Source organism: Vreelandella rituensis (genome assembly GCF_003336665.1).
In the GTDB taxonomy this organism is placed as follows: Bacteria; Pseudomonadota; Gammaproteobacteria; order Pseudomonadales; family Halomonadaceae; genus Vreelandella; species Vreelandella rituensis.
Map to the genome: position 1 here is coordinate 24,737 of NZ_QPIJ01000029.1, position 25,905 is coordinate 50,641.

The window sequence follows — 25,905 nt, forward strand, 5'->3', positions numbered from 1 at the left end:
TTCAATCATGGGCGATCGCTTTAATGAGCTGACATTTTATGAGCCAGCATTTCATGACCTATGACGTGGTGGTGGTCGGCGCCGGTGCCGCAGGGCTGATGTGTGCACTGACAGCCGGCTATGCCGGACGCCGAGTACTGGTAGTCGATCATGCCAATAAAGCCGGCAAGAAGATTTTGATGTCGGGGGGGGGGCGCTGTAATTTTACCAATCTTGCCACGACGCCAAAACACTTCACCTCGGCCAATCCGTCTTTCTGCATCTCCGCTCTAAAACGCTACCGTCCGGAACACTTTGTCGAACTGGTGGAGCGACACGGCGTCGAGTACGTGGAAAAGACCCCAGGCCAGTTGTTCTGCGCAACCTCGGCAAAGGAAATTGTCGCCTTGCTGCTTACCGAATGTGAATGGGCGGGGGTTACGGTTCAGTTGAAAACCCGGATTGATCGCGTCGAGCGCCAAGGCGAGGGCATGCGCCTGGTAACGTCGTCTGGGAAGGTGGAAGCAGGTGCTGTGGTGGTGGCCAGCGGTGGGCTATCGATTCCGAGCATGGGCGCCAGCGGGTTCGGGTATGATATCGCCCGCCAGTTCGGAATCGAGGTGATGCCCACACGTCCCGGCCTGGTGCCTTTTACCTTGAGTGATCCCTGGAAAACGCGCGCAGCCGAACTTTCGGGACTTAGCCTGCCGGTAGCGGTCAGTTGTCAGGGTAAGCGTTTCGAAGAACCGCTGCTATTCACGCACCGAGGGCTTTCAGGGCCTGCGATGTTGCAGATTTCCAGCGCCTGGCAGCCGGGTGAGTCACTTGAAATAGACCTGCTGCCCGGCGAAAGCGTTTTTGAACAGTTATGTCTGGCACGCAGAGAGACACCTAAGCGGCAATTGGCTACCTGGCTGGGGGAGCGCTTTCCAAAACGCCTGGCTCAGGCGCTGCTTGGCTGGTATCCCGAACCCAACCTGGCGGGTGGCACCTTGGCAGAATGCTCCAACGCCACTCTACAGGCGTGGGCCGAACGGCTTAATCAGTGGCAGATAAAACCCGCCGGCACGGAAGGCTGGCGGACAGCGGAGGTAACATTGGGCGGTGTGGATACGGATGCAATTTCTTCGCGGACATTCGAAGTCAAGGCCTTGCCCCAGCTGCGCTTTATCGGCGAAGTGCTGGATGTTACCGGCGAGCTGGGTGGGTATAACTTTCAGTGGGCCTGGGCGAGTGGGGTGGCTTGCGGCAGCTCTATTTGAGATGGTGCTTGAGATAGCGCTTGAGTGAGAAAGCGCTATTTAAGGTATTGTCGAAACTTGCGTACCACGACATACCCTGTCAGGAGGCGTTTGGCATTGTATAGAATACGATGAGGGTGGCGTAGACTGCGCCAAAGTACGACACCACCCACCATATACAGCGGCGTTTTCAAACGATTGAAGCCATTGTCAAGGGATTGGCCCGCACGCAGGAAACGCTCGCTTTCCACCAGTAAGTCAATACGCTGCTGCTCAAGCAGCGTTAGCAGCGCCTCCTTGCGCTCCTGACGAGTTGGAAAAGAAGGGTTAGCGTCTCGATTTTTCATCATGAGCATCTGCTTCCAGCAGGTTTCGGTCGGCCGCCAATTGGCTCAAGGTTTCCTTGAGCAAAGTATGAGTGCGGGCTTGTTTGCGGGCACGAAGCGCGAGAATGCCACTCAATGCCAGTAGCATAACGGCACTGCCGGCAATCGCGATAAGACGGTAGCTGTCCCAGAAAATAACCACGACAAGTGCCGTCAAGGTAGCGATGCCCAGCAAGAGAAACACCAAGCTAGCGCCTACCAATAGCAATAGAGACACCAAACGATCACGTTCTTCTTCAAGCTCAAGAACCGCCAAGCGTAATCTCGTTTCCCCTCCCGAGAGAAGGGTTTTCAGTAATCGCTTGGCGGCTTCAAATACCCGCTGGGTAGGACCCAATGCCATCAGCGCCGCCCGAGCAACATACCAATGATCATGCCGGCGGCAGCGCCGATACCAATGCTGGTCCAGGGATGATCGTGCACATAACGGTCGCAGGCATCCGCCTGATGATTAATGTTCTGACGCGCGTTGTCGTAGATATGTTCGCCTCGCGACTCAACCCTTGAACGCGTTTCCTTCAAGCGCTTCTCGGCACGCTCACGCAAGTCACGCATTTCGCCGGATGCATCCTTGGCAGTGGCGTTGACCAACTCTTCCACCGTTTCGCTCAAGTGACGTAAATCCTGTTTTAGCTGATCCGTGCTTGTTGGTGTTTCGATCGAATGTTTAGCCATTCAATTTTTCCTCTGACGGTGGGTGACATCCTCAGCATAGCAGTCGTAGGCCGGGACACAAGGTGCCTATCAATGGTTAACGATTGAAACCGCTGGCACTGAAAACAGGGTTCAGGCTGAATCCCAGGCTTAGGCGGTGTACGCGATGGTCATAATCGACCAGGCTTTCTCCATAGCCGTAGTAGTACTGTATATGGGCACGCAGACTGTTGAATGCCGGCCAGCTGTAATCCAGCTGAGTACCGATATTGCCAGCGCTGGGGTTGCCGCGCAGTTGAGTGCTGATCTCATGATTATCGTTAAGGCGTTTACTCAGCCGGATGTCACCGTAGCCTAAATAGCGCTCGATATCAGGGTTGTCATCCTCACTTTCAGATTCCGGTATGCGCCAATGAGGCGCCAAGGTCAACGCCCAATCGCCGCGTTGAAAGGTGGTTTCCAGATAAAGTCGATTCCAGCTGCGTGAAAGCTGTTGCGAACGGCCGTTGGACTGGTGGTTCAGGGCGATCCGGTTACGTGTATTGACCCAACCTAAAGCATTCCAGGCATTATCGAAGTCGATGAAGATTTCCGGCTCGTAATTGGTTTCGCGAAACGGTGAAGAGGCATCGGTATTGTATGCCTGCCACCAGCTGCGCTGGGTGTATGCGAAGTAAAGATCACCATGGTTACCGAAAAGTCCTTCGATCAAGTTGACTTTGGTGCTGAACTGAAACTTTAATTCCGCCTTGTCCGGCCCCGTCTCTGACGACAATTGGCGAAACGCTACATGGTTGGGGTTCACGTTGTAGCTAATCGGGAAAAGATAATTCGTTCGATGGGTGGTGATCGAGAATGGATTGCGACTTGATTCTTGCTCAAGTTGGCGGCGTTCATTGAGATCCTGGAATGCGGCCGCCTCGGGGAGCGTTTCGGGTTCTTCCTGCTGATTTGTCGAATCGGTAATCTCACGCCGTTGTTGTTGAAGCTCAAACAGCTCGGCATTCAGGGCTCTGATGCGCGCATCGATGTCCTGTGTATCGTTTTCGGCTAATGCGCTCAAAGGAAGCATGCCGACAATAATGAGGGCAGCTGTGAACAAGCATTTTCCAGCACCTCTTTTTACATCCATCATTCTTCCAGAAGACAATTCATTAACACGTAGGTTTTCAATGCATAGGTTTTCGACGAGCATGGGGTTTTCGACGAGCATGGCAACAATCCATGAAAAAAGAGAAGTACAGGAAATACGAAAAGCGGAAGGCTATTTCTATCATGTCATATGAGCAAGCCAGTTTCCGTGATTGCCAAGCGCAGGCCTTGGTTCGACAATACAACGCTTGTCCGGTTCCGGGCTGTCGCGCGAGTAAACAGTAGTGGCATATGGTGTAAATAATAGCTTAAAAATCGCTGTTCTCTCATTAATTTGCCGCCGCCTCTGGTCAGGGGCAGGCGTTGCCATCATGTTGCTTGCCACCAGCTGGGCATGGGGCCTTGAAGGCGTGCCCGAAAGAGACGTTCTACAGCAACGGCTCGCTCATCATGAAAAGCGGGAAGGTGACGTTGATCCAGAGAGTGCGCGTGAACGAGCGGCACTTGAAGCCGCCCTCAGTGCTTATGAGCGTCTCGATTCTGTTGCCGCGCGCCTGAATGCTTTGGATGAGCGCGTGCAGCAAGCACCGGATGAACTCCTGCGCCTGGAACGGGCATTGCGTGAAGAGGAGGAGGCCACGCAAACCCTGCTGGTGACCAACCTCAGTGAAATGGCGCTTGATGAACTGCAAGCACGCCAGCAAGACGCATTAGCCGAACTTCAGCAGTTGCAAGGTCGGTTAGCTGACGTCAATGCTCAGTTGCTGGCTGCACATACGCTTCCCGAGCGCGCCCAGCAAGCCATAGCCGATGCCATGCAGCGTGCCGAGCGCTTGAGACGCGAGCAGGAAGCGCAGGCGGTATTGCTCGCTGACCAACAACTTTCGGAAATGCATGATGCGCAGTCAATCCGGCTACAGTTGGAACGTAGCGTGGCCGAGCAGGAAATACGTTTTCATCAACGCGAATTGAGTGCCAATAGCCGGTTGCGGGAACTGGCCCAGCAACGCCGTGATGTGCTGATGCTGCAGATCGAGCATCAGGAGCGCCAGCTGAGCTTGCTGCAAGGTGTGATCGATCGCCAGCGTCGGGTGCTTTCCGAACAGGCGATTGCCGATGCGGCACGCGACGATCCCTTGATCGCCGAAGGCCATCCTGTGGTGGTTCGCGCACAGCAAATCAACCAGGCGCTCAGCCTGGAATTATTGCGTGCCACGGATCGCTCTAATAGCGTGATCAGGGAAGGCATCGATATTCGCCGCCAGCTCGACAATGTCCAACATTTGCAGCGTAGCTTGAATGAACAGATCCAGGCGATTCGTGGCAGCCGGTTGCTGTCACGAATCTTGCGTGAACAGCGTCAAGCCTTGCCTCAGGTCACCGCTCGCAAGGATTTACAGGAAGAAATTGCCGACTTGCGTTTGCAGCAATTCGACTTGATGCGGCAACGCGACCAGCTGCGCTATACCGAACGCCTCGCAACACAGCGGTTGGAAGAGGCTGAGGTGGGGGTGACGCCTGGTTTGGTGGACTCTCTCGTTCGGCTTTATCAATCACGCCGTGAGTTAGTGGAACAATTGGAACAGGTGTATGGCGTGCTACTGAGTGGCGCCATTGAACTTCAGCTCAACCAGCAGCAGCTATTCACTACCACGCTGGAGCTGCGTAACATTATCGATGAACAGTTGTTTTGGGTCGCCAACACCCGTCCTTTGGACATGGTTTGGGTACGCCAAGTGCCGAAAAACTTGCGTACCCAGTGGCAGACAGGTGAATGGCGAGAAGTGTTGCCTGCGCAGTGGCGTATGCCTACCTGGCAATCACTGGCAGGTATGCCATTGCTGCTGGCTAGCCTTGGGCTGATGGCGTGGCGGCGCCGCATCAAGCACCGCCTGGCCGCGCTGCATGCCCAGATTGGACGACTCAACAGCGATACCCAGTTACATACACCCAAGGCCGTGCTGATCAATATTCTGTTGGCTTGCCCCGGCCCGTTAGTGCTGGCCGGGTTGGGAGTAAGCCTGATGGCCGAAGGAGGGAGGCTGAGCATAGCGCTTGCCCCGGCCTTGTGGCAGCTAGCATTGAGTTGGCTGGTGATTGCCTGGGGACGCCGCCTGCTGGTGGCGGATGGCGTGGCGGCGCGCCATTTTACCTGGCCCCCAGGCTATATTGCCTGGTTGCGGCGTTTGTTGGGTGGCTTAGGACTGGCATTGGTGCCGGTAATCGCCATTGCCGCTCTGGCTAATGATGGAGAAGCATCGCTTTCCTCTCAGCCTTTGGTGCTAGGGGTGTTTCTGTTGGGCCTGGTGGCTATGAGCGCGATTCTGGCTCGTTTGATCCTGGCGCATATTCCATTTTTCGGCGTGCATTTGCTGCGTTTTCTGTTGGGGATGGGCATGGCGCTGGTACCCCTGGTGCTGGCGGGGCTGATGGTCATGGGGTATGAATACACCGCCCTGAGTTTAGTCGGGCGCTTTGCGGTGACCCTGTACCTGTTGGGACTGTGGGTCGTGGTCGAGGCAACGGTGGTGCGTAGCCTGGCGGTTGCCGCGCGTCGGCTGGCCTATCGAAGAGCACTGGCCCGACGCCGTGCGCTGCATCAGGATGGCATGGAAGGCACGGCGGAAGTCGAAGAGCCACCCCTGGACATGCACAAGATCAATCAGCAGTCATTGCGGCTTTCCCAGCTGATTTTGCTGATCGGCTTCAGTGTCTTGCTCTACCTTGTGTGGTCGGATCTGTTGAATGTGTTGGGTTATCTCGATCAAGTGGCATTATGGGAGGCGGGTGCCGGTGATGATCTCGTCAGCGACGCCCTCTCGATTCCCGATGTATTTACCGCCCTGTTGATAGTGGCTGTGACCTTCATCATGGCGCGCAACCTCCCGGGGCTTCTTGAAGTCATGGTGCTGTCACGCCTGTCGCTCAAGCCGGGCGGTGCTTATGCCATCAGCTCACTGCTTTCCTATGTGATTGTCGGTACCGGTGTGGTGATGGCGCTGGCTACCTTGGGGGTGTCGTGGAACAAGCTCCAATGGCTAGTCGCGGCGCTAAGCCTGGGGTTGGGTTTTGGGTTACAGGAAATTTTCGCTAATTTCGTGTCCGGCCTGATCATCCTGTTCGAACGTCCGATACGCATCGGCGATACCATTACCTTGGGTAATCTTCATGGTACGGTCAGTCGAATCCGGATTCGCGCCACCACGGTGACCGATTTCGATCGTAAGGAAATCATCATCCCCAATAAGACATTTGTCACCGACCAGCTGATCAACTGGTCGCTGTCGGACAATGTCACCCGAGTCGTGTTGAGCTATGGGGTCGCCCATGGCTCGGATTTGCAGCTTGTGCATCGATTGTTGCGCCAGGTTGCGGATGAGAATCCTCGGGTACTGGTCGATCCGGAGCCGCAAGTGTTCTGCTTGAGTTACGGCCCACACAGTCTCAATTTCGAGTTGCGTATCTTCGTCAATAATGTCCTGGATCGGCTATGCGCCGCCGATGAAGTCAATTGTCGAGTGGATGCGATGTTCCGCGAGCAGGGTATCAAGATCGCCTTCGAGCAGATGGATATATGGCTGCATCACGACCAGCGCGGGCCGGTCAAGGTATTGTCTCGAAGCGTTTCAGGTAGCCCTGACAGGGACATGGGCGTAGTAAACACCGGCGAAAATGCTATCTAGAGCGCACCAGTTCAGCGTAAACGGGCGTGCAGCAGAAATTCCCGGTTACCGTCGCTGCCGGTAATCGGGCTTTCCTGCCAATGCAGTACCTCAAAGCCGCACATTTCGCAGGCGGACTGGATGCGCTGTTGCACCTCGGGGTAACGGCTAGCATCACGGACGATGCCCCGCGTATCGACGCCATCCGGCCCCAGTTCAAATTGGGGTTTTACCAGTGACACAAGCTGTCCACCGGGTTTAAGTACGCTGGCGATTTCTGCAAGAATCAGGGTTTGTGAAATGAACGATACATCCATCACCGCGATACTGGGGGGCTGGGCTTGAAGTGCCGTGATGACTCTTTCGGACTGGCTCAAATAGCGTGCGTTGATGCCTTCCAGGCATTCCACGCGTGAATCGCCGCGCAAGCGCTCATCAAGCTGACCGTGGCCGACTTCAATGCCCACCACCCGTGCGGCGCCATAGTGCAGGGCACAGTCGGTAAAACCTCCGGTGGACTGACCGATATCCAGCACGCACTGGCCTTCCAGGCGCAGCGCCAATGCTTCCAGCACGGCTTCAAGCTTTAAACCCGCGCGCGAAACATAGCGTTCTTCGGGGTCGTCCTCGACACACAGCCCAGTGGTTTCAGCAAGCTTTTCACCAGGCTTGCAAAGCACTCTGCCATCTTCCATCAGCGAAACCCGCCCATGACGAATCAAGCGCTGAGCGCGGGTGCGTGAGCGCGCCAGCCCTTGGCTGAGCAGCAGTTGGTCAAGTCGGAGCATTGACATATTTCTGTGGAACCTGGTTGGGGGGTAAGTCAGCTAAAAATACATGGAAAATAGATGTTTATAAGCCAAGAATCACAAGGTGCTAGTTAAAAAACTATACAGATGTATTAAATATATATAATACATGTATCATTTTAATTTTCATTTAATGACAAAGTATGAAAGAATTAATTTATAAATCTTAGTTAACTTTCGTTGGCTGATTCTACGTAATATTTCAGGGTGTGATCAAGGGGTAAGTAATGGAGCCCATCAATGTGCTCTTGGTGGAAGACGATCCAGGTGATGCGGGTATTGTACATTACACCTTGAAAGACAGCGGTGCCGCCCATCAGTTGAAGTGGGTGGAAAGTCTCGCAGCGATGACGACGGCACTGGAAGATTTCTCGCCTGACATCATCCTGTTGGATCTGAACCTGCCGGATTCTACAGGTATTGCCACCGTCGAAGCGGTGAGAACACGGCTGACAGATGTTCCGACGGTGGTGCTCACGGGCCATGATGACGTCGATTTTGCTTTGCAGACACTGGAGGCCGGTGCCCAGGATTATATTGTCAAGGGGGATATCGATGCCTCCAATCTGCTGAGGGCCATACGCTACGCGATAAGCCGTGCCCAGATGGAAAAGCGCTTGCTGCTTTCCGAAGAGCGTATGTCGGCAGCCATTGAAGGAGGCAACTTGGGCATTTGGGAATGGCGGATGGAGAGTGACGTTCTGATCCTTTGTGATCGTTGGCTTTCGAGATTGGGTTATACACAAGGGGACCTTGCCGTTACTCAGAACAGGCAGTGGTGGCATGCCCAGGTTCACCCGCTGGATGCACCTGACATTGAGCGCGCCATTCAGGCACATGGTACGGGAGCGGCACCTACCTATCAGTGTGAGTTCCGCATGCGCCATCGGGATGGCCACTGGGTATGGATATTCGAGTCGGGGCATATCGTGGAGCGTAATGCCGAGGGTCGTCCCATGCGAATGGTGGGCGTGCAGCAGAACATTACAGAGCGCAAGCGGCTTGAAGAAAAACTCACTGAGCTCGCCACCCTCGATACGCTCACTGGCTTACCCAATCGACGAATCTTCATAGAAACCGCCGCACGAGAGTACGGCCATTTATTGCGACGCCCCGACTACAGCGTGGGTGTCTTGATGCTGGATATCGATCACTTCAAACGTGTCAATGATACCTACGGCCATGCTGCGGGTGACGAGGTGTTGCGTGTCTTTGCGAATACCTTGACTGATGAGCTGCGTGTAAGCGATGTCTTGGGTCGTCTGGGGGGGGAGGAGTTTGCAGTGGTGCTCCCTGACACGGATCTTGCCGGCGCCACGCGAGCAGCGGAGAAGCTGCGTTGCGCGATCGAGGCGATGAGAGTCCCACTTGAAGACGGTACGCTGCTGCGTATTACGGTAAGTATCGGAGCAACGCTTATGTACCCCGGCGACCATCGCCCGGACGGTGCCTTGGTGCGCGCCGACAAAGGTTTGTACCTGGCCAAGAACAGTGGACGTAATCGGGTCTGTGTGCACCTGCATGATGCGCAACCCTCCGACATGCCTGAAGAGGATTAGCACCATGGAAAGCCATCAATATTACAATGAGCTAATGGAGTGTTTGCCTACTCCTTTACTGCAGCAGGAGATAGACAGTCAGGGTGATGCACGTTTTGTGAGTGCCAATCGCGCCGCTCTCGAGCTTTTGGGAATGACGGATGCTCGGCAGTTGATTGGCAAGAGGCCACAAGATATTTCCCCAGCCTGTCAGCCTGACGGAGAGTGCTCACAGGGCAAGTCAAGGCGATTGCTGGCTGAGTTGCCTACAACGCTTACTACACCGTTTGAGTGGGTTCACAGCCGCACTGATGGAAAAGCAGTCATCGTGAAAGTCTCATTGCTGGTGTTGGATAGCCACGAAGAAGGGCGTGTAGTGGTGACTTGGCACGACATTACTGAGTACAAGCACACCTTGCAGGCTTTAAGCGAACAGCGTGAGGCGCTGGAAAACATTCTTTGGGGCACCGGGGCGGGTACTTGGGAGTGGAACGTTCAAACCGGCGAAACCCGCTTTAACGAGCGCTGGGCGGAAATGGTGGGCTATTCACTGGCGTCGCTGGAACCCACCACCATCGATACCTGGATGGCGCTGGCCCACCCGGACGACCTCAAGCAATCCGAACGGGCATTAACGGAACATTTTTCGGGTGAGAAACCCAGTTATGACCTGGAAGCGCGAATGCGCCATCGGGACGGGCATTGGATATGGGTGCAGGACCGAGGCAAGGTGGTTTCGCGTACGCCTGAGGGGGAGCCACTCTGGGTTGTTGGTACACATAGCGATATCACCGAACGCAAAGAAGCCGAATTTATTGCTTCGGAGCTGACGGAGCGGCTGAAAAAGCTAGCTGCCCTGTTACCCGGTACCCTATATCAATACCATCAGTGGCCTGATGGACGTAGCGCCTTTCCCTATTCCAGTGCGGGTATCAAGCATATTTACGGGGCTAGCTCCGAAGACGTAAAAACGGATGCCTCGCCGATATTCGAGGTGATTCATCCCGAGGATTTCTCCTTGGTGGTTGGCTCCATCGAGGCGTCTGAGCATAAGCTGACTACCTGGCGCCAGCGCTTTCGAGTCAATCATCCCCAACGGGGGCTGAGGTGGCTTGAAGGCACAGCGACGCCTGAACGTTTGGACGATGAAAGTACCATCTGGCATGGGTACATACACGATATCAGCGATGTGAAACAGGCTGAGGATGCGCTTGACGTTTATCGAGATTCGCTTGAGCGCTCCAATAAAGAGCTTGAGCACTTCGCTTATGCAGCCTCACATGATTTACGCCAGCCCTTGCGTATGGTGACCAGTTATTCTCAATTGCTTGAGCGCCATTTGGGTGCCGACTTGGATGAGCATACCGACACCATGCTGCATTTCATGAAGGATGGCGCTAAGCGTATGGATCAAATGCTGGTCTCGTTGCTCGAATATTCCCGTGTGGGGCGTAAAGGCCAGCCCATGAACTGGATGGATAGTCGAGAAGCCTTGGAGGAAGCGCTGCGCTTTCTGCAACCGGACATTGAAGAAACCGGTGCCAAGCTCAGCATAGAAGGGCAATGGCCAAAGATATACGCAAGCCCTGATGAAATGACTCGCCTGTTTCAGAACTTGGTGGGTAATGCCCTTAAGTACCGCAAAGCGGATAACACTATCGAAATATGCCTGGAGGCTGGAGGGGACGCTCAAAAATCCCGCTTCAGCGTCAGGGATAATGGAATCGGTATCGCCCCGGAGCATACCGACCGACTCTTCAAGGTTTTTCAGCGACTACATACCCGCGAACAATACGAGGGTGCCGGCGTAGGCTTGGCGATATGTCGCAAGATTGTCGAGCGTCACGGTGGCACTATCTGGGTGGAATCAGGAGGGAATGGCAGGGGGAGTTCCTTTAATTTCACGCTGGCCCTGCGCGGGCCGCAAGAACCAAGTTCATGAGGGCTTTTTACGGGCTCATTCGGTGGCTGTCAGTAGTATTTCTGATAGGACCCGCCGTTAGCCTGGCGGTGTTGGCACAACCTTCTTTCGACGATTTTTTCGAGCAACATCCCTCTCCCATGTGGGTAGTCGACCCGCAAACCGGAGAGATCGTCGAGGCGAATACGGCTGCCAAGGCTTTCTATGGATTTGATCAGTTGGTAGGCATGCAGATTGAACAAATCAACATATTCAGCCTCAGCCAAATTAAACAAGAATTAAGCGCCGTCTCTCAAGATATTCGTAATCACCTTTTCGTGCGTCATCGGTTGGCAAGTGGCGGGGTCAAGATGATGGGGGTTTATACCCAAGAATACTCGTTTGATGACAGGCAACTGCTTGTCTCTTCTCTATATGACGCCAGCGATTTTATCGGGCCGGCAAGGCGGCATTATGTTGCCAGTGTGGAGGAACAAGTCGACTTGCAAACCGCTGAGATTCAGCAATCGAAAGAGCTGATCCGCTGGTTGGCAATAGGCGCCAGTCTTTTGCAAGGCGCGGCGATCGTCATATTGGTTATCCTGGTGGTGCGCTTGAAGCGTGCTCAGAAGGAAAGAAAATACCTGGTCGACGAGCTTTCTTTTCGCAATAAAGAGCTTGAGCGGCTTAGTCATGTGATGGCGCATCACTTTCAAGAGCCTAGCCGACGCCTGGTCAGCTTCGCCCAACGCCTGGAGAAGACAATGTCTCAGGTGGAGGACGCCGATGCCCGCCTGTCTATCGATTTTATCAACAGCCAGGCGAAGCACTTGAGAAACCTTGTGAGTGATGTACAGCGTTACCTGAGTTTCGATAGTGCTCCTACTGCCTCGGAAAGTCTGGATGCGCGCGCTATTCTTGAGGAGGTCTATCAAACCGATCCGGTGTTGAAGCAAGCCAGAGACGAGAGTGCTTTGACGATATCCGGACGTTTGCCCAAAGTACAGTTTGATCAACGGCGACTTGCATACCTATTCAAGGTGCTGCTGGAGAACGCTTGGTATTACCGTCGAATTGAAAAGCCCTTACATATAATCGTGTCAGCGAAACAATCCGAGGATCGGGTGATATTTCGCGTTGCTGATAATGGCCAAGGGATCGCTCCCGAGTATCGTGAACAGGTTTTCGAGATGTTCACGCGGTTGGTGCCCAGCTCGGCACGCTATCCGGGGACGGGCATGGGGCTTGCGTTGGTAGTGAAAGTTTTGCGAATGGCCAATGGCCATGTCCACATAGAAGAAAGCGCCGAGGGCGGTGCTTGTTTCGTATTTGATTTACCTAGAGCGAGAAATAGCGATGGACGTTAAACCCTCCTTTACCGTGCTTCTGGTGGAAGATGAACCGGCTGATATTCACCTCACCCGGATGGCATTCAATGAGAGTCGGTTGCTTGTGGATGTGCATGATGTAGGTGATGGCGTGGAAGCGTTAGCATTTTTGCAAAATGAAGGGAGTTACCAGAAGGCTCCCAGACCGGATTTGATATTGCTGGATTTGAACATGCCACGCATGGATGGACGAACGTTCCTGAAACATTTCAAGGCATTGGAAAAATTACGGCAAATCCCCGTCATCGTGCTGACCACCTCGGATGCCGAAAATGATATATATGCTTCATATGACCTTGGCGCTTCGGGATTCATTGTAAAGCCGGTCGACATTGTTCAATTCATCAAATCTATTCAGGCGCTTGAAGATTACTGGTTATGTCTGGTGAAGCGTCCCGCTCACTGACGCGAGTATCAGTGAGCGGGACGCTTATTACACAAGTGAAGCTACGTCATGCCTTTGCATGCTATGGAAAAGCAAGCTATCCCAGCAAAATTCGCGCTAGCCTGAGGTTATTTGCATGAAAAGAGCCCCATTGAGCATTCTGTTGCTGGAAGATGATCCTGCAGATGAATATTTGGTCAGAATGGCGATGAAACAAGCCTCCCCCGATACTCGGATTTCAACCGCAGTAGACGGTCGAGAAGGTTTGGCATTGCTTCGTCGTGAAGATGGATTCGATAAGGTCTTCGATATGCTGTCAGGACCTGACTTGATCCTGCTGGATATCAATATGCCGGGCATGGATGGCCATACGTTTCTAGCCGAGTTGAAACAGGATCCATTGCTCTGTGCGCTGCCTGTGGTGATACTGACGACATCCTCAGACCAGCGTGACATCAGTCAAGCCTACGTTAGCGGGGCTGCTGGCTATATTGTCAAGCCGTTGAGTATTGAAGCATTGATCGAGGCATTGCGTTGCCTGTGTGACTACTGGGGAAGTGTCACCGAATTACCGAAAAAAATGACGTCGGAATAAACCCTGTTGTTGACTCCTTTTTGTATCACCCTGATATCTTGAGAGGTTTTCTTGACCGAACAATCAGGTATGACTGCTAACGGAAAAGCAGCATGAAGAAGATAAACAAAGTGTTGCTTGCGTTAGTGTTGAGTACTGCTGCCATGGCGATTTCTGCCTCGGAAAAAGCCGCTACTTTTGTGGTCGCCTTTGCTCAGGATGACCTCTCCAACGACTGGCGTTTGGCGCAGGTGAAAGATGCCCAAGGTGTTTTCGAGGCCTACCCGGATGTTGAATTTGTATACACCGACGGCCAGGGCCAGACAGCGCTTCAGGTGGCGCATATACACCAGTTGATCGAGCAGAAGATAGATGCCCTGATTACTAGTCCGCGCGAAATTCTGGGGGCAAGCCAAGTGATTCGTGAGGCTTATGAACGTGGCATTCCAGTGATATTGCTAGATCGCCATGTGGATCACGCCGCCTACAGCACATTTTTACACAACGATAATTACAACATTGGCTTGAGAGCAGCGCAATTTCTTGATTCGGCGCTAGAAGGTAAAGGACGAATCCTGATGTTGGAGGGGTTGCCGGGCGCTACACCTACGATATTGCGTAGGGAAGGCTTCATTAACTTTATGGAGCAACGTCCGGGTATCGAGCTTGTCGCACGTACCGGTAATTACCTGCGCCGGGACGCTATCCTCATACTGGAAGAGTTTCTTAGTCAAGGTAATCATTTCGACGCCATTTATTCGCATAGCGATAGTATGCTCGAGGGCGCCAGGATGGTGATGAAGCGCTACGATATAAATCCCGGTGACATTCCGACTGTAGGCATAGATTACATTCAAGGAGCCCAGGATGCCTTGCTTGCCGGTCAGCAGAGTGCCAGTTTCACTTACCCGACATTAGGGGAAGAAGGGGCTGAGGCCGCACTGACGCTACTTGCCGGGGAAATTTTCCCCAAGACCATCATGAACGAGTCGATCATGGTGACGGTAGAAAATGCCACTGAAATTGTGCCTATTTTTTAACATAATCTCATGGTAAGGACTCTCTTCTAAATGGCTGTTATCTGATGCCTATGTTAACGCTGAAACACCGACTTTTACTGCTGATCTTCAGCGTTACGCTGGGCGTTCTGCTATTGGCGGGTTTTATGAGCAATCTGAGCTTATTGAATTATCATAGGTACAAAGCCCAGCAGATGATTGAAAACAGCTTCGAAATAGTCGCTTTGGATTATATTCGGCTAAGAGAGGAGTTGCAGCATGAGGCGAGATTGTTAGATGACGATATCAATCTCGAAGCTTCATTGAATTTGATAAATATCTATGAGGATCGCAATAATTACAAGAGCATTCTTTTTGATGAAGAAAAGCTCAGTATCGGTGCGCGCTTGCTAACCGCCGTGCAAACCGGGCGTAGTGACCAGGCATATCTTTTCGATCAGGGAAGCCGGCTCGTAGCGGCTGCCAGCCTTTGGGAAAAAAGCTGGGACCGTCTGTATCAGAGCTACCAGCAAGGCCAGGCAGAAATAAAGTCCACTGCTACACAGCCTTTTTCACAAGAGAAATCACAAGAATTTCAAGCCTCGCTTTACCTATTGGAAGAACGTTTGGAAGTGCTTCGTTCAAGCCTTTCCAATGGACTGTATCTGATTGATGAGAGTTTGCAGTTGCTTTATCGGCACTCGCTGAATTTTGAAAAAGAAACGCCAGATGGTCATTTGATCATGTTGCGCCACTTGGATGAAACGGTGTTTTCCAATTTGATTACGGCTCCTTTGAAATATCAGCTGCGAACCGAGGGTCAAACTGTGATAAGCACTATGAACCGGGATCTTGAGTTGGAACGTCAATTATCCCTTCTACAAAAGGAAGGGCAGGGTAGCACCGCTATTTATCGGACCGAGCAAGGGTTTTACGGAATGCGAGAGTTGTTCAACGATACTCTCGAGCCTGTGACGCTAGTGCTGAAATACCCCAATGATCTCTACCTGGAGTCACGCAATAAAACACTGAAGGCTCTCATGTTGGCGATGCTGGCTTCAGCAATTCTCGCATTGCCGTTAGCATTATGGTTTCTTGTCCGCCAGGTAACGCAGCCGATCCAAGGCTTGGTACAGGGGGTCAAGGAATTACGTGAAGGGAAGTATCAGGTCGCCATGAATGAGAGCTCGCGGGATGAACTTGGCGTACTTGCTCAAGAGTTCAATTCCATGGCGGCGGAAATACGTAATCGTGAGCAGCGTCTTGAACGTGCCAATCGTGATTTGGCGCGATTGAGTGAGGCGATGGCGCACCATTTTCAGGAGCCCTCGCGTCGCTTGGTGGCCTATGCCTCTTATCTGGAAAATGCCTTCGAGACCGGTTCACAATCTGATATGTCCACTGCAGTGGGCTTCATTGGCCAACAAGCACGTCACTTGCATTTACTGGTCAATAAAGTGCAGCAATACCTGGCATTTCAGCGAGAGTCGCCTGCTCTACAGCCAGTCGCGCTGAACATGGCACTCGAAACAGCGCTTCAACACTCTCTGCTTAACGCCACCGAAGTCGATGTTGAAATTGCCCCAGCATTGCCTGCCGTCGAGGCTGATCCCGAGTACCTTCACGAGGCACTGGTAGCCGTGATGAATAATGCCTATACCTATCGCGTTGAGCAGCGCCCGCTCATGATTCGCATAACCGCACTGCGCCATGCAGACAAGGTTACGCTGCGTGTCTGTGACAATGGCATGGGCATTTCTCTTGCCGATAGAGAGGCTGTGTTCGAGCTGTTTACACGCTTAACGCCAGCGGTGAATGCTGAAGCAGGAACCGGCATGGGGCTGGCCAATGTACGCCAGTCCTTCTATCAAATGCAGGGAGAAGTACACGTCGAAGAGGGTATCGAGGGTGGGGTCTGTATTGCGATGAGTTTGAAGGCCGCCTCGGACTTTCAAGATGCGAACGCTCAAGGTGCCAACGCCGCCGTCCAATAGAAGACGGCGGCGTTGGTATGCTGGAACAATATGTTATTTGACCGGGGCTTGAGTGGCTTGAAGGTCCGTGGGCGGTATGCGTGACGCTCCCCAGCTACGGAACAAGTAACCTTTTACGCTTTCCAGTTCGGTATCCGGCACTTTGCTGAGGTCGCCTCGCTCTAGAGGGTCGTAATGGAAAATGTACAAACGCGAGGCAAACTGCTCGATAGGCAATGATGCCTCACCGAAGCGCTCGCCGCTGCCAGCGGTGCTCACCTTGACCTCATCCCCCCAATCCTGGCCACTATCATTGTTGGGGTTGTAGAAATACACCCGCATCACATCGCGCGGATCAAGGGTGATACGCAAGATGGTGATGGCGTGCCAACCAATGAAGCGGGCGGCGCTATCGGTAAACGCAATACCGGCGGGCTGGGGATGAATCAGAGGCTGATTGCCATTGTAGTAGGGGTGGTAGCTGGCATAGAAATGTCGCAGGAAGTCATCCACCTCGAAGAGGTTTCCAGTGGCGACATCAACGTTGATGCGAAAGCCGCGGCCCGACCACCAGCCGTGGAATTCCGGGTTGACCCAGCGGTGCGGGTCACCTTCACGTCCCACGCAACGTCTACCCATTTCGGCATAAATCCGATCCAGGTGCGGCACCACCAACAGCGACACTGGATCAAGGTCCATGGGCAGTTCGGTGGCCACCCCGGAAAGGCTGGCCATGGATGAAATCGGCTGTCCTTCGAAGTGCATGATGATCTCGTCATCACGTGCGGCCCAGGCCACCATTTGCAACAGGTAATCCGGGTCGTTGTAGGCCCACATGGAGAGCGCGCGTGCCGATTGACAGGTAGGGTTGTTGCCTTGTCCGACTCCCAGCGGCATGCCTAGCATGCAAACCACGCCTTCCAGCAGGCGTGCCCGTGGTGAAGCGGTGTCGCCGTAAGTCAGGGTCAAGCGGGCCTCGGACCATTCGGAAAGTACCAGCCCGAGCTGGCGCCACATGGCGGGGGCAACCGGCGGCTGATAGAGAATGCCGCGTTCCAGCATCAAGGAAAGCCCATACAGTGCCTGGGACGTGGCCGGATAGACACCGCCCCGAATCAGGGCATGGACCAACTCCCGATAGCACATCAGGCAATCGCGCCCGGTCGAGGAGAGCCCTAGCGTTTCGGCCACCAGGTTGTCATTTTCTTCGAGCAAATGGCGCAACAGTACCGGATGGTAGGGCGAGACAAGGCCAGTATCGTGCATGGCGCGAGCAAAGCCGGTAGCCTCGGCCTGGAGTGAGGCTTGATCCATGTGGTCCAGACGTTCGCGATACACATCGAGACCGGGGTCTTCACGGCATGCCTGGGTCGGCCCGAACAGCGAACTAACCAGACGGTCGGCTCCCTGGCCACTACTGCCCAGGTCAATTTCCGGGTTAGCTTGGCACAGGGCTATCTGCATGATCATTTGCTTGATCGAATCGACCTGGATCGGACGTTGTTTGAGAATCCGCCAGATTTCCTCGATCAGTTGATCGATGACGTGCTCGTAACCGATTCGCTCGGCGAGGTGCTGAAACAGATGGCGTGGAATCATCGCCAGGCGACCCTGGGTTTCACGCTCGGCTTCGCTGGGAGTGCTGAACAGCAACCAGAGGTTGATCGCCATTGTCTGGGTCAGGTAGTGGTGGGCATGCTCGGCGGAAATTTGGTCATGAATGTATTCCCCCTTGGAAACTGCTAGCAGGCGCAGTTCGCTCAGGGACTCGATGACCACCACATTGGGGTCGGCGCTTTTCAATGCATGAGGGGTGAGGCTGGGCACCAGATACTGGGGCGTTTCCCAGTCGGAACCAGCGAACACGCCGGCTGCCTCCAGTGCCTGGGCGCGTTGCTCGATAGCGGCCGCTCCGCCCTCCTGAAGCAGTACACGGCGAGCGGTATCCAGCACTCGAGGCAGTTTTCCGGGCTTGGAAAAGGCTGGCGCCTGCAAAAGCAGGCGCACGGCGTCATCAAGCTTGGCTAACAGGCCGGTCAGTTTCTCATTGCTTGGTGGCGATATACTATTATCAGTAGTCACAAAGACTCCTTATCCCGGCGATTGCTTGGGATTATACATAGAAGTCGAGCTCTTCCTGATGTTTCAGTAAGTCGCGCAGGGTGTGCGCATCGTCGCCCTTGAAGTAAATAAGCCCCCAGTGAGTCCCGAAAGCGGTGCGCTTGGTCACGGTTTCTTCCATGGGTGCGGTCAGTTCATGCGACTCGAAGTAAGGGTGATCTTCGGTTTCCTCGGGAATTTCCAGACGGCTTACCACGCGGCGACGGGGGTATACACCGAAGCAACCGGCGAACCCATCGGCATCCACGACTTCCTTGGGGAAAAAGGCGGCGACTTCTTCCGAGGTGCTCTTGGGGTCGAATACCAGCATGGTGGCCTGGTAGGCATTGAAGCCGTAGACTTTTTCCAGTAGCTCGAACACCTTGAAGCCGGGCGGACGATAGGCCACCTCCCCGAAGTACATCTCACCATCGCTAGTGACAAAGTACTCGGGATGGATCAGGCCGAACTCGATGTCGAATGCCTTGATCAGCTTCTCGATCTGCTGGGTGATTTGTTCGCGGTATTTTTCCAGCTCCGGCGAGGCGGGAACGAACACCGAATACCCCAGGGTCACGTATTCGGAAATGTTCAGAAAGACGATCTTGCCCTTGTGGATCCAGGCTTCCACGGCGAATTCCCAACCATCCAGGTGCGATTCCATCAATACCGGGAATTCCTCGTCGGGAATGGTATCGACTTCATCCGGGGTGCGGATGACGCGGTGACCAAGACAACCGGCCTTGTCAAACGCTTTAAGGTGAATCGGGTCGTTGGGATCGCCATCAAGCTTGAGCAGCGTCTGGTTGACGCGCTTGAGGAAACGCACCACATCTTCCTTGTCGTGGGCTTCTTCGAAAATGCCCACACGGATACCGCCCAGCTGCGCCCGACGTTTCATCAAGGCTTTGTCGCGCAACAGCAGCGACTGGCCGTAGATGCGGGGGTTATCCAGCAGCACGGAGTTGATCGCACCGGCCCATTCCACGGTTTCTTCATACAGCGGAATGGCCACGTCGACGCCTTTTTCCTTTAGCGTTTCGGCGATTTCGATCGAGCGGTCGTTCAAGCGCTCGAAGTTCCAGGGCACGTAGGGGATATCATGTTTCTGGCAATAGTCTTCCGCCCAATCGGGCGCCACCACAATGTAACGCCGGTCAAAATTTTCGGCCGCTTCGATGGCGTTCAGGCTCCAGCCCAGCAGGGCGATATAGCCCTTGTTCGGATCCTTTTGCATAGTGATGACTCCGTTATTGATGAAATGGTTGATAGCCGGTGCTTTGTTTTCCATCCCGCACCGCCACCATCTACCATAGACGAGAGTTGCATGGGCTGGCTAGCGTTGTCATTGCTCGTACAGCTAACGCAATACTGTCGAAAAGCACGGATGGACACCCTAACCTTCGAGGTTTCAAGAGGTGAATGTGATAATCTAGTCGCAGCTATTTTCAATTTCCAGTGACATCATTCAGCGCAAGAGGAACGGGCCAAGATGGCGGCCAAGCCGATCTATCGTGTCGTAGTGCACCAACAAGGTGAAATTTGGGATTTATACGTCAGAGAGATTTTTCAAAGCGAACTCTGGGGCTTTATTGAGGTCGAGGAGTTCGTATTTGAGGATCCCAGCCGCCTGGTAGTGGACACTGCCACAGAGAAACTTCAACGTACCTTCGAAGGCGTCAAGCGCAGTTACCTGCCGCTGAACGCCATTGTGCGTATTGACGAAGTGGAGCGTGAAGGGCCTCTCAGGGCGGTAAAAAGTGAATCCAGCATCGCTGAATTTCCCCGCCCATTCTCCTTGCCTCCACGAGGTGAGTAAGCTTTTCCTGGCGAATGGAGCGGGCAGGAAATCGTGGGCAGGTAAGTGTTTACAATTCAGGGCAAGGTCTAATGCGAGTAAATCTATCTCAACTCCGTTTTTCGCGTCTCGCGGTGGGTATGCTTCTGGGCACCACCAGTCTGATGGTGTTGGCTCAGCAAGCGGAGGGTAACGCCTGGGTTTCCGATGAGCTGACCACTTATGTGCGCAGCGGCCCAACCGATGGCTATCGGATCATCGGGACACTCACCGCAGGTGAGCCGGTAGACGTGTTGGAAACCAGTGGTGACTACACCCGCGTGGAAAATAGCGAGGGTGACACCGTTTGGGTACTGAGCCAGGAGCTGCAGGAAACGCCCAGCGCTCGTGAGCAATTGCCGGTATTGGAAGCACAGGTCGAGGCCTTGAGTGCCGAGCTTGAAGGGATCAACGAGACTTGGGAGCAGCGAGTCGCTTCCATGACCCAGACCCTGGAGGTTCGTGAACAGCGGATCGCCGACCTTGAAACACGCAACAATGAGTTGGACAGCGAAACGGAACAGTCGCGCCAGCAGGTGCGAGCGCTTCAAGCGCGACTCGATACCCAGGAAGAAGATTTGTTGATGCGTTACTTCATGTACGGCGGCAGTGTCGCCGGGGCGGGGCTGTTAGTGGGCTTGATCGTGCCGCATTTGCCGCGTCGGCGTAAAAAACGTGACCGTTGGTTCTAGAGCATGAGCCTCGAATGGATGACGCGCTGGCGGGAGGGACGGATTGGATTTCATTTGAATGACGTCCATCCCGCTCTGGAGCGCTACTGGCCGCAACTGGAAGTGCCTCCCGAAACCAAGGTGCTGGTGCCGTTGTGTGGCAAAAGTCTGGATATGCGCTGGTTGGCTCAGCATGGCTATCCGGTCCTGGGAATCGAGTTGGTGCCTGAAGCCATTGAACAGTTTCTGGCCCAGCGTCAAGGCGAAGTGTCACGTTATCGCCAGGCTGGGTTTGATATATCGCGCCAAGGTAGCATTGAGTTGTGGTGCGGTGATTTCTTTCATCTGCATATTCAACAGGCCGCTGAAATCGGGGCGTTTTATGACCGTGCCTCGTTGATTGCCCTGCCACCGGCCGGACGCCAGCGTTATGCTTTTCACCTGGCTCAACTGATTCCGCCCGGGGCGAAAGGGTTGCTGATCAGCCTGACCCACGAAAAGTCTGGCGCCGGTCCGCCTTTCAGCGTGCCGGCGCAGGAAATTCAAGACATATTTTCTCCCAACTTTCGCCTGACTCATCTGGAAGACAGTGCCTCGGATGCCATGGGCAGAGCCGAGTCGGTATGGGCGCTCGAGCGTCGCGGTCCGCGGGGCTGACTAGCGCGCCAGAAGTCCGGCTAGCTCCGGGTCTCCGAAGGCGCGGTCCAGCCCATCGCTGAGCAAGTCATTGAGCATACGCGTGTTGCTGTCACGATCGGGTTTGATCGCATAGCCCTGGGTGCGGCGTGAGGTGTAAGTGCCGATATAGGTAGTGCCCTGATGGCTGGCTTCGGCACGAAATACCGCTTCCAGGCGCGCTTCATCGATCAATGCCTGGCCGCTGTCACCGCGAACATAGGCCAGGTTGTCAAGCACCAGCACAAGGCTGGGTCGGCCCTCGGCGGCTTCCTGCGTCGGCGTGAAACCCATATCGCGCACCGCACGTTCGGCCTCTTTCTGAAGGTGCGGAATCAGCTCATGGCTACTCACGGTGATATGTGCCGACGACATCCCTCTGCCGGTACGATTGCCGATGATGTCGCTGTCGCGCCCATCCTGAGCGATTACCGTGACTGCCTGGCCTTGGCCTACCTGGGGAACACTGGCGGAACGTTGGGGGCTAAGTTGCAAGTAATGAGGACTGGCACAGCCGGCAAGCCAAAGGCTGACCAGCAAGATAATAAATCCATGAAAGAAATGGCGCTGCAGCATGGTGACGCTCCCTGGGGCAAGACAAAAGCAGTTAAAAAAGCCTTGGCGAGTATAGCGCGCGCCTTGCCCCAGGCAAATGCTCATGCCGTGCTGGGTGAAGGAGAATATCTGGGCGACTGCTGGGCAAAGCGATGCCAGCGGCGCGGTTCGACATAAAGCCGTTGGCCTCGGGTTAACCCCAGGCGCTCGAAGTCAGCGTGCCTGATGGTGGCAAGCCAGGGGTTGGCCAGCCAATCGGCCTCCAGCTCGACACGGACTTCAGCGCCCACCGGAACGGTAGCGGTAACCGTCACCGGTAAATGGGCATGCGCAGTGGGTGTTTCGATCAACCTGAGTTCATGGGGGCGAAGCAGTAGCTCTTCGTGGCCATCGGGTAAATCCACGTCCAGGCGTGCATCGCCGCAGGTCAGAATGCCGTTCTGTACCTTGCCTTCCAGGTGATTGACATCCCCCAGGAACTCGAACACAAAACGGTTGGCCGGATGACGATAAAGCGTTTCCGGGGTGTCGATCTGTTCGATCTTGCCGTTGCTCATCACTACCACCCGGTCGGAAAGCTCCAGCGCTTCTTCCTGATCGTGGGTGACGAACACGCTGGTGAAATTGAGTTCGTCGTGCAGGCGACGCAACCAGCGGCGCAAGTCCTGGCGCACCTTGGCATCGAGGGCACCGAACGGCTCATCCAGCAGGAGAACGTCCGGCTTGACTGCCAGGGCACGGGCCAGCGAGACGCGCTGTTGCTGCCCACCGGAAAGCTGGGCGGGGAAGCGGTTGGCGAAGTCTTCCAGTTTGACCATTTCCAGCAAGCGAAACACCCTGGCGCGAATCTCGCCTGTACTGGGACGCCGGTTGCGCGGCATGACTTTCAAACCGAAGGCCACGTTTTCGTAGACGCTCATGTGCCGAAACAGGGCGTAATGCTGAAAGACGAACCCGATACGCCGGTCACGCACATGCACATGGGTTACATCCCGGTCGCCGAACAGGATCTTGCCCGAGCGGGGGTGGGTGTCGGCACTTTCCAGCCCGGCAATGATGCGCAGCAGGGTGGTTTTACCCGAGCCGGAGGGACCCAGTAGCCCGACCAGTTCACCTTCGTGAATGTCCAGATTGACCGGTTCCAGCGCTCGGGTATTACCGAAATGCTTGGAAATCTGCTGAAGACGAATGCTCATAAAAATGCCTCCCGGCGCGATGCGCGCCATTCAAGCCCTGCCTTGGCTGCCAGAGTCAGCAAGGCGATCAAGGCCAGCAAAGCTGCGCAGGCGAAAGCCCCCACGGCATTGTAATCCTGGTAAAGCTGTTCCAGATGTAGCGGCAAGGTGTTCGTCTGGCCGCGAATGGCGCCGGAAACCACCGAAACCGCACCGAATTCGCCTACGGCCCGAGCGTTGGTGAGTATCACGCCATACAGCAGTGCCCAGCGAATGTTGGGCAGGGTGATACGCCGAAACGTGGTCCAGCCCGAAGCGCCGAGTACCACCGCGGCTTCTTCTTCCTTGGAGCCTTGGGCCTGCATCAGAGGAATCAGTTCCCGGGCCACGAAAGGGCAGGTCACGAAGATAGTCACCATCACGATGCCTGGCCAGGCGAACATCAATTGAATGTCGTAGCTGTCCAGCCAGGTGCCCATCCAGCCGGTGCGGCCATATAGCAGAAGGTAAACCAGGCCTGCCACTACCGGCGATACGGCGAAGGGGATATCGATCAAGGTCTGCAGTACCCGCCGCCCTGGAAAACTGAAACGAGTGACCAGCCATGCCAGGGCTACCCCGAACACCAGGCAGACGGGGATCGTCAGCACAGCGACGAACAAGGTCAGGCCAATGGCGGACAGGGTATATTCGTTGCTGACATTGTCCCAGAACACCGCCACGCCCTGGGCGAATGCTTGGGCGAAGATCGCCACCAACGGCAGCAGCAGAAATAGCGCGGCAAGGAACAGGGCGGCACCGATCAATAGGCGCCGGACAGTCGGAGCATCACCAATGCGTCTCATCAGCCCTTTCCTCCATGCAGACGCCGGATGAAGCGCCCTTGCCAGATGTTGATGGCCAGCAGCAGAGCCAGTGACACGAACAACACTACCGAGGCGATCGCCGAAGCACCGGCGAAATCGTATTCCTGCAATTTGACGAAAATCATCAGGGCGGTGATCTCGGTTTCATAGGGCATGTTGCCGGCAATGAAGATGATCGCTCCGAATTCACCCAAAGAACGCACGAATGCCAGGCCGGTCCCGGTCACCAATGCCGGCCAAAGGTGCGGCAGGATGACTCGGCGAAAGGCGACACCGTCGGTTGCTCCCAGCGACATGGCCGCCTCATCCACCTCTATCGGCATGTCTTCCAATACCGGCTGCACCGTGCGCACCACAAATGGAATACTGGTAAAAGCCATGGCCAGGGCGATCCCCACCCAGGTATAGGCGACCTGAAACCCTAGCGGTTCCAGCAAGCGACCCATCCAGCCATTGCTGGCATAAAGGGTGGCGAGGGTAATGCCGGCAACTGCGGTGGGTAGGGCGAAGGGCAGGTCCATCAGCGCATCGAGAAGCCGCTTGCCGGGAAAGCTGTAGCGCACCAGTACCCAGGCCAGCAACAAGCCGAACACGGCATTGACCAGAGCCGCCACGGCTGCGGCGCCGATCGTCACCATGTAGCTTGCCACCACGCGGCCTTCGGTGATGATGGCCCAGTATTGCGCCAGACTCAGACCGGCCAGCTGCCCGAACAGCCCCGTCATGGGCAACAGCAGCACCAACGAAATGAAGGTGACGCTGATGCCCATGGAAAGACCGAACCCCGGCAGCACACGGGTGCTGCCGGAGCGAAACAGGCCGTTGGGTTTTAAAGCACCCGCTTTTAAAACATTAGGTTTCATCGTTTTGCGCGGGAAACCCGGTTGCTTTAGCGCCGGGAGGGATAGCGCGTCGTGCGCAGCACGACTCGGGGTTCCCTGTACGCGTCTCCTTTATGATTGGATTGTGGGTAGTGGGTGATAGCCGTAGCCATCACCGCGTTGCAGCAGGGTGCAGTGGCGCCAGGAAATCCCCTGGGCCGCTCCCTGTTCGGTCTGAATATTGAAACTGCCGGTCTTGCGAATCGCCACGCGCCCCGTGTGGCTGCCGGTCTTCTTGCCGGCCGGGACAATCGCCCTGACCCTATCGCCGGTCTGAAAGCCCTGTACTTGCTTCTGCCGCATCAAATAGCCACGCGGAAAGCCGAACTTGTCGAGGCGCGTGCGCTGGTAGCTGCCACGGCCCATGGCCTTGATGACTAGGGTGGGTACCCGCCAGCCTTTCAGGGTGTCGAACTTGCCGACACAGGCCGCATCCAGGGCATGAGTCTTGGGAATACCCAGCCGCTGACGGTTGTACTTGGTGCGACCACCACTGCCCACGGCGACCGGCAGGCCGGTGGTTTTCATGGCTCCGAACAGCGCCCAACGGGTGGCGTTGACGGCAG

23 protein-coding genes and 1 pseudogene are annotated in these 25,905 nt (G+C 54.9%); 12 read left to right on the forward strand and 12 right to left on the reverse strand.

Translation table 11 applies throughout. The features are described 5' to 3' along the window. Window positions 1-53 precede the first annotated feature (53 nt). Window positions 54-1,241 (forward strand): BaiN/RdsA family NAD(P)/FAD-dependent oxidoreductase, encoded by a 1,188-nt coding sequence (locus DU506_RS12430; protein WP_114487250.1) that lies wholly within the window; start codon window positions 54-56, stop codon window positions 1,239-1,241. A gap of 35 nt (window positions 1,242-1,276) precedes the next feature. Here the strand turns inward: DU506_RS12430 and DU506_RS12435 are convergent, their stop codons facing one another. The 4 genes from DU506_RS12435 to DU506_RS12450 all read right to left on the reverse strand — a co-directional run bounded on the left by DU506_RS12435 (window position 1,277) and on the right by DU506_RS12450 (window position 3,392). Beyond that, window positions 1,277-1,570 (reverse strand): YqjK-like family protein, encoded by a 294-nt coding sequence (locus DU506_RS12435; RefSeq protein ID WP_235825592.1) that lies wholly within the window; start codon window positions 1,568-1,570, stop codon window positions 1,277-1,279. Next, complete coding sequence (locus DU506_RS12440; RefSeq protein WP_114487230.1) at window positions 1,548-1,949, reverse strand: phage holin family protein; 402 nt, start codon at window positions 1,947-1,949, stop codon at window positions 1,548-1,550. Before DU506_RS12440 ends, DU506_RS12435 begins: the two co-directional genes overlap by 23 nt. Beyond that, the gene (locus tag DU506_RS12445; RefSeq protein WP_114487231.1) at window positions 1,949-2,281 is read right to left on the reverse strand and encodes an ElaB/YgaM/YqjD family protein; all 333 of its coding nucleotides are present in this window, start codon (window positions 2,279-2,281) and stop codon (window positions 1,949-1,951) included. Before DU506_RS12445 ends, DU506_RS12440 begins: the two co-directional genes overlap by 1 nt. 76 nt (window positions 2,282-2,357) lie before the next feature. Further along, window positions 2,358-3,392 carry a phospholipase A gene (locus DU506_RS12450; RefSeq protein WP_114487252.1) on the reverse strand — a complete coding sequence of 345 codons (1,035 nt, stop codon included), beginning with the start codon at window positions 3,390-3,392 and terminating at the stop codon, window positions 2,358-2,360. A gap of 331 nt (window positions 3,393-3,723) precedes the next feature. Between DU506_RS12450 and mscK the strand changes: the two genes are divergently transcribed. Then, complete coding sequence (gene mscK, locus DU506_RS12455; protein WP_114487232.1) at window positions 3,724-7,035, forward strand: mechanosensitive channel MscK; 3,312 nt, start codon at window positions 3,724-3,726, stop codon at window positions 7,033-7,035. A gap of 11 nt (window positions 7,036-7,046) precedes the next feature. Here the strand turns inward: mscK and DU506_RS12460 are convergent, their stop codons facing one another. Next, window positions 7,047-7,802 carry a TlyA family RNA methyltransferase gene (locus DU506_RS12460; RefSeq protein WP_114487233.1) on the reverse strand — a complete coding sequence of 252 codons (756 nt, stop codon included), beginning with the start codon at window positions 7,800-7,802 and terminating at the stop codon, window positions 7,047-7,049. 248 nt (window positions 7,803-8,050) lie between these two features. Here DU506_RS12460 and DU506_RS12465 point away from each other — a divergent pair, with 248 nt between their 5' ends. The 7 genes from DU506_RS12465 to DU506_RS12495 all read left to right on the forward strand — a co-directional run bounded on the left by DU506_RS12465 (window position 8,051) and on the right by DU506_RS12495 (window position 16,600). Continuing rightward, window positions 8,051-9,382, forward strand: coding sequence for a diguanylate cyclase (locus DU506_RS12465; RefSeq protein ID WP_114487234.1), 1,332 nt, complete (start codon window positions 8,051-8,053; stop codon window positions 9,380-9,382). Between the two features lie 4 nt (window positions 9,383-9,386). Continuing rightward, the gene (locus DU506_RS12470) at window positions 9,387-11,303 is read left to right on the forward strand and encodes a PAS domain-containing protein (RefSeq protein WP_181870762.1); all 1,917 of its coding nucleotides are present in this window, start codon (window positions 9,387-9,389) and stop codon (window positions 11,301-11,303) included. Then, the gene (locus DU506_RS12475; RefSeq protein WP_114487236.1) at window positions 11,300-12,628 is read left to right on the forward strand and encodes a sensor histidine kinase; all 1,329 of its coding nucleotides are present in this window, start codon (window positions 11,300-11,302) and stop codon (window positions 12,626-12,628) included. The genes DU506_RS12470 and DU506_RS12475 overlap by 4 nt, the downstream gene beginning before the upstream one ends. Beyond that, entirely contained in the window at window positions 12,618-13,055 is a 438-nt protein-coding gene (locus DU506_RS12480) for a response regulator (RefSeq protein WP_114487237.1), read from the forward strand. Before DU506_RS12475 ends, DU506_RS12480 begins: the two co-directional genes overlap by 11 nt. Before the next feature lie 130 nt (window positions 13,056-13,185). Further along, on the forward strand, window positions 13,186-13,629 hold the full coding sequence (locus DU506_RS12485; RefSeq protein ID WP_181870763.1) for a response regulator: 444 nt from the start codon (window positions 13,186-13,188) through the stop codon (window positions 13,627-13,629). A 92-nt stretch (window positions 13,630-13,721) separates the two neighbouring features. Next, on the forward strand, window positions 13,722-14,648 hold the full coding sequence (locus tag DU506_RS12490; RefSeq protein WP_114487239.1) for a substrate-binding domain-containing protein: 927 nt from the start codon (window positions 13,722-13,724) through the stop codon (window positions 14,646-14,648). Between the two features lie 44 nt (window positions 14,649-14,692). Continuing rightward, complete coding sequence (locus DU506_RS12495; RefSeq protein ID WP_114487240.1) at window positions 14,693-16,600, forward strand: sensor histidine kinase; 1,908 nt, start codon at window positions 14,693-14,695, stop codon at window positions 16,598-16,600. A gap of 33 nt (window positions 16,601-16,633) precedes the next feature. On the opposite strand, the gene DU506_RS12500 is transcribed toward DU506_RS12495, so the two are convergent. Next, complete coding sequence (locus tag DU506_RS12500) at window positions 16,634-18,661, reverse strand: hypothetical protein (RefSeq protein ID WP_114487241.1); 2,028 nt, start codon at window positions 18,659-18,661, stop codon at window positions 16,634-16,636. Window positions 18,662-18,692: 31 nt separating this feature from the next. Beyond that, window positions 18,693-19,916, reverse strand: a complete 1,224-nt coding sequence (locus tag DU506_RS12505; protein WP_114487253.1) for an ATP-grasp domain-containing protein — start codon at window positions 19,914-19,916, stop codon at window positions 18,693-18,695. 255 nt (window positions 19,917-20,171) lie between these two features. Here DU506_RS12505 and DU506_RS12510 point away from each other — a divergent pair, with 255 nt between their 5' ends. The 3 genes from DU506_RS12510 to DU506_RS12520 all read left to right on the forward strand — a co-directional run bounded on the left by DU506_RS12510 (window position 20,172) and on the right by DU506_RS12520 (window position 21,844). Next, entirely contained in the window at window positions 20,172-20,498 is a 327-nt protein-coding gene (locus DU506_RS12510) for a DUF1820 family protein (RefSeq protein ID WP_114487242.1), read from the forward strand. 71 nt (window positions 20,499-20,569) lie between these two features. After that, the gene (locus tag DU506_RS12515) at window positions 20,570-21,208 is read left to right on the forward strand and encodes a TIGR04211 family SH3 domain-containing protein (protein ID WP_114487243.1); all 639 of its coding nucleotides are present in this window, start codon (window positions 20,570-20,572) and stop codon (window positions 21,206-21,208) included. Window positions 21,209-21,211: 3 nt separating this feature from the next. Further along, window positions 21,212-21,844 carry a thiopurine S-methyltransferase gene (locus DU506_RS12520; RefSeq protein WP_114487244.1) on the forward strand — a complete coding sequence of 211 codons (633 nt, stop codon included), beginning with the start codon at window positions 21,212-21,214 and terminating at the stop codon, window positions 21,842-21,844. Here DU506_RS12520 and DU506_RS12525 read toward each other — a convergent pair whose 3' ends face one another. The 5 genes and pseudogenes from DU506_RS12525 to DU506_RS12545 all read right to left on the reverse strand — a co-directional run. Continuing rightward, window positions 21,845-22,438 (reverse strand): YajG family lipoprotein, encoded by a 594-nt coding sequence (locus DU506_RS12525; RefSeq protein ID WP_114487245.1) that lies wholly within the window; start codon window positions 22,436-22,438, stop codon window positions 21,845-21,847. A gap of 80 nt (window positions 22,439-22,518) precedes the next feature. Next, window positions 22,519-23,613 (reverse strand): sulfate/molybdate ABC transporter ATP-binding protein, encoded by a 1,095-nt coding sequence (locus DU506_RS12530; protein WP_114487254.1) that lies wholly within the window; start codon window positions 23,611-23,613, stop codon window positions 22,519-22,521. Continuing rightward, window positions 23,610-24,437, reverse strand: a complete 828-nt coding sequence (gene cysW / locus DU506_RS12535) for a sulfate ABC transporter permease subunit CysW (RefSeq protein WP_114487246.1) — start codon at window positions 24,435-24,437, stop codon at window positions 23,610-23,612. Before cysW ends, DU506_RS12530 begins: the two co-directional genes overlap by 4 nt. Continuing rightward, a complete protein-coding gene (gene cysT / locus DU506_RS12540; protein ID WP_114487247.1) occupies window positions 24,437-25,321 on the reverse strand; it encodes a sulfate ABC transporter permease subunit CysT in 885 nt (294 codons plus the stop codon). Before cysT ends, cysW begins: the two co-directional genes overlap by 1 nt. A 90-nt stretch (window positions 25,322-25,411) precedes the next feature. Continuing rightward, window positions 25,412-25,905, reverse strand: a pseudogene (locus tag DU506_RS12545) (RNA-guided endonuclease IscB); the annotation flags it as partial.

Excerpts from the sequence above, each read along its gene's own strand:
- DU506_RS12430 (WP_114487250.1), top strand. The coding sequence starts at position 54 with ATGACCTATGACGTGGTGGTGGTCGGCGCCGGTGCCGCAGGGCTGATG.
- DU506_RS12435 (WP_235825592.1), bottom strand. The coding sequence starts at position 1,570 with ATGATGAAAAATCGAGACGCTAACCCTTCTTTTCCAACTCGTCAGGAG.
- DU506_RS12440 (WP_114487230.1), bottom strand. The coding sequence starts at position 1,949 with ATGGCATTGGGTCCTACCCAGCGGGTATTTGAAGCCGCCAAGCGATTA.
- DU506_RS12445 (WP_114487231.1), bottom strand. The coding sequence starts at position 2,281 with ATGGCTAAACATTCGATCGAAACACCAACAAGCACGGATCAGCTAAAA.
- DU506_RS12450 (WP_114487252.1), bottom strand. The coding sequence starts at position 3,392 with ATGGATGTAAAAAGAGGTGCTGGAAAATGCTTGTTCACAGCTGCCCTC.
- mscK (WP_114487232.1), top strand. The coding sequence starts at position 3,724 with ATGTTGCTTGCCACCAGCTGGGCATGGGGCCTTGAAGGCGTGCCCGAA.
- DU506_RS12460 (WP_114487233.1), bottom strand. The coding sequence starts at position 7,802 with ATGCTCCGACTTGACCAACTGCTGCTCAGCCAAGGGCTGGCGCGCTCA.
- DU506_RS12465 (WP_114487234.1), top strand. The coding sequence starts at position 8,051 with ATGGAGCCCATCAATGTGCTCTTGGTGGAAGACGATCCAGGTGATGCG.
- DU506_RS12470 (WP_181870762.1), top strand. The coding sequence starts at position 9,387 with ATGGAAAGCCATCAATATTACAATGAGCTAATGGAGTGTTTGCCTACT.
- DU506_RS12475 (WP_114487236.1), top strand. The coding sequence starts at position 11,300 with ATGAGGGCTTTTTACGGGCTCATTCGGTGGCTGTCAGTAGTATTTCTG.
- DU506_RS12480 (WP_114487237.1), top strand. The coding sequence starts at position 12,618 with ATGGACGTTAAACCCTCCTTTACCGTGCTTCTGGTGGAAGATGAACCG.
- DU506_RS12490 (WP_114487239.1), top strand. The coding sequence starts at position 13,722 with ATGAAGAAGATAAACAAAGTGTTGCTTGCGTTAGTGTTGAGTACTGCT.
- DU506_RS12495 (WP_114487240.1), top strand. The coding sequence starts at position 14,693 with ATGCCTATGTTAACGCTGAAACACCGACTTTTACTGCTGATCTTCAGC.
- DU506_RS12505 (WP_114487253.1), bottom strand. The coding sequence starts at position 19,916 with ATGCAAAAGGATCCGAACAAGGGCTATATCGCCCTGCTGGGCTGGAGC.
- DU506_RS12510 (WP_114487242.1), top strand. The coding sequence starts at position 20,172 with ATGGCGGCCAAGCCGATCTATCGTGTCGTAGTGCACCAACAAGGTGAA.
- DU506_RS12515 (WP_114487243.1), top strand. The coding sequence starts at position 20,570 with ATGCGAGTAAATCTATCTCAACTCCGTTTTTCGCGTCTCGCGGTGGGT.
- DU506_RS12520 (WP_114487244.1), top strand. The coding sequence starts at position 21,212 with ATGAGCCTCGAATGGATGACGCGCTGGCGGGAGGGACGGATTGGATTT.
- DU506_RS12525 (WP_114487245.1), bottom strand. The coding sequence starts at position 22,438 with ATGCTGCAGCGCCATTTCTTTCATGGATTTATTATCTTGCTGGTCAGC.
- DU506_RS12530 (WP_114487254.1), bottom strand. The coding sequence starts at position 23,613 with ATGAGCATTCGTCTTCAGCAGATTTCCAAGCATTTCGGTAATACCCGA.
- cysW (WP_114487246.1), bottom strand. The coding sequence starts at position 24,437 with ATGAGACGCATTGGTGATGCTCCGACTGTCCGGCGCCTATTGATCGGT.
- cysT (WP_114487247.1), bottom strand. The coding sequence starts at position 25,321 with ATGAAACCTAATGTTTTAAAAGCGGGTGCTTTAAAACCCAACGGCCTG.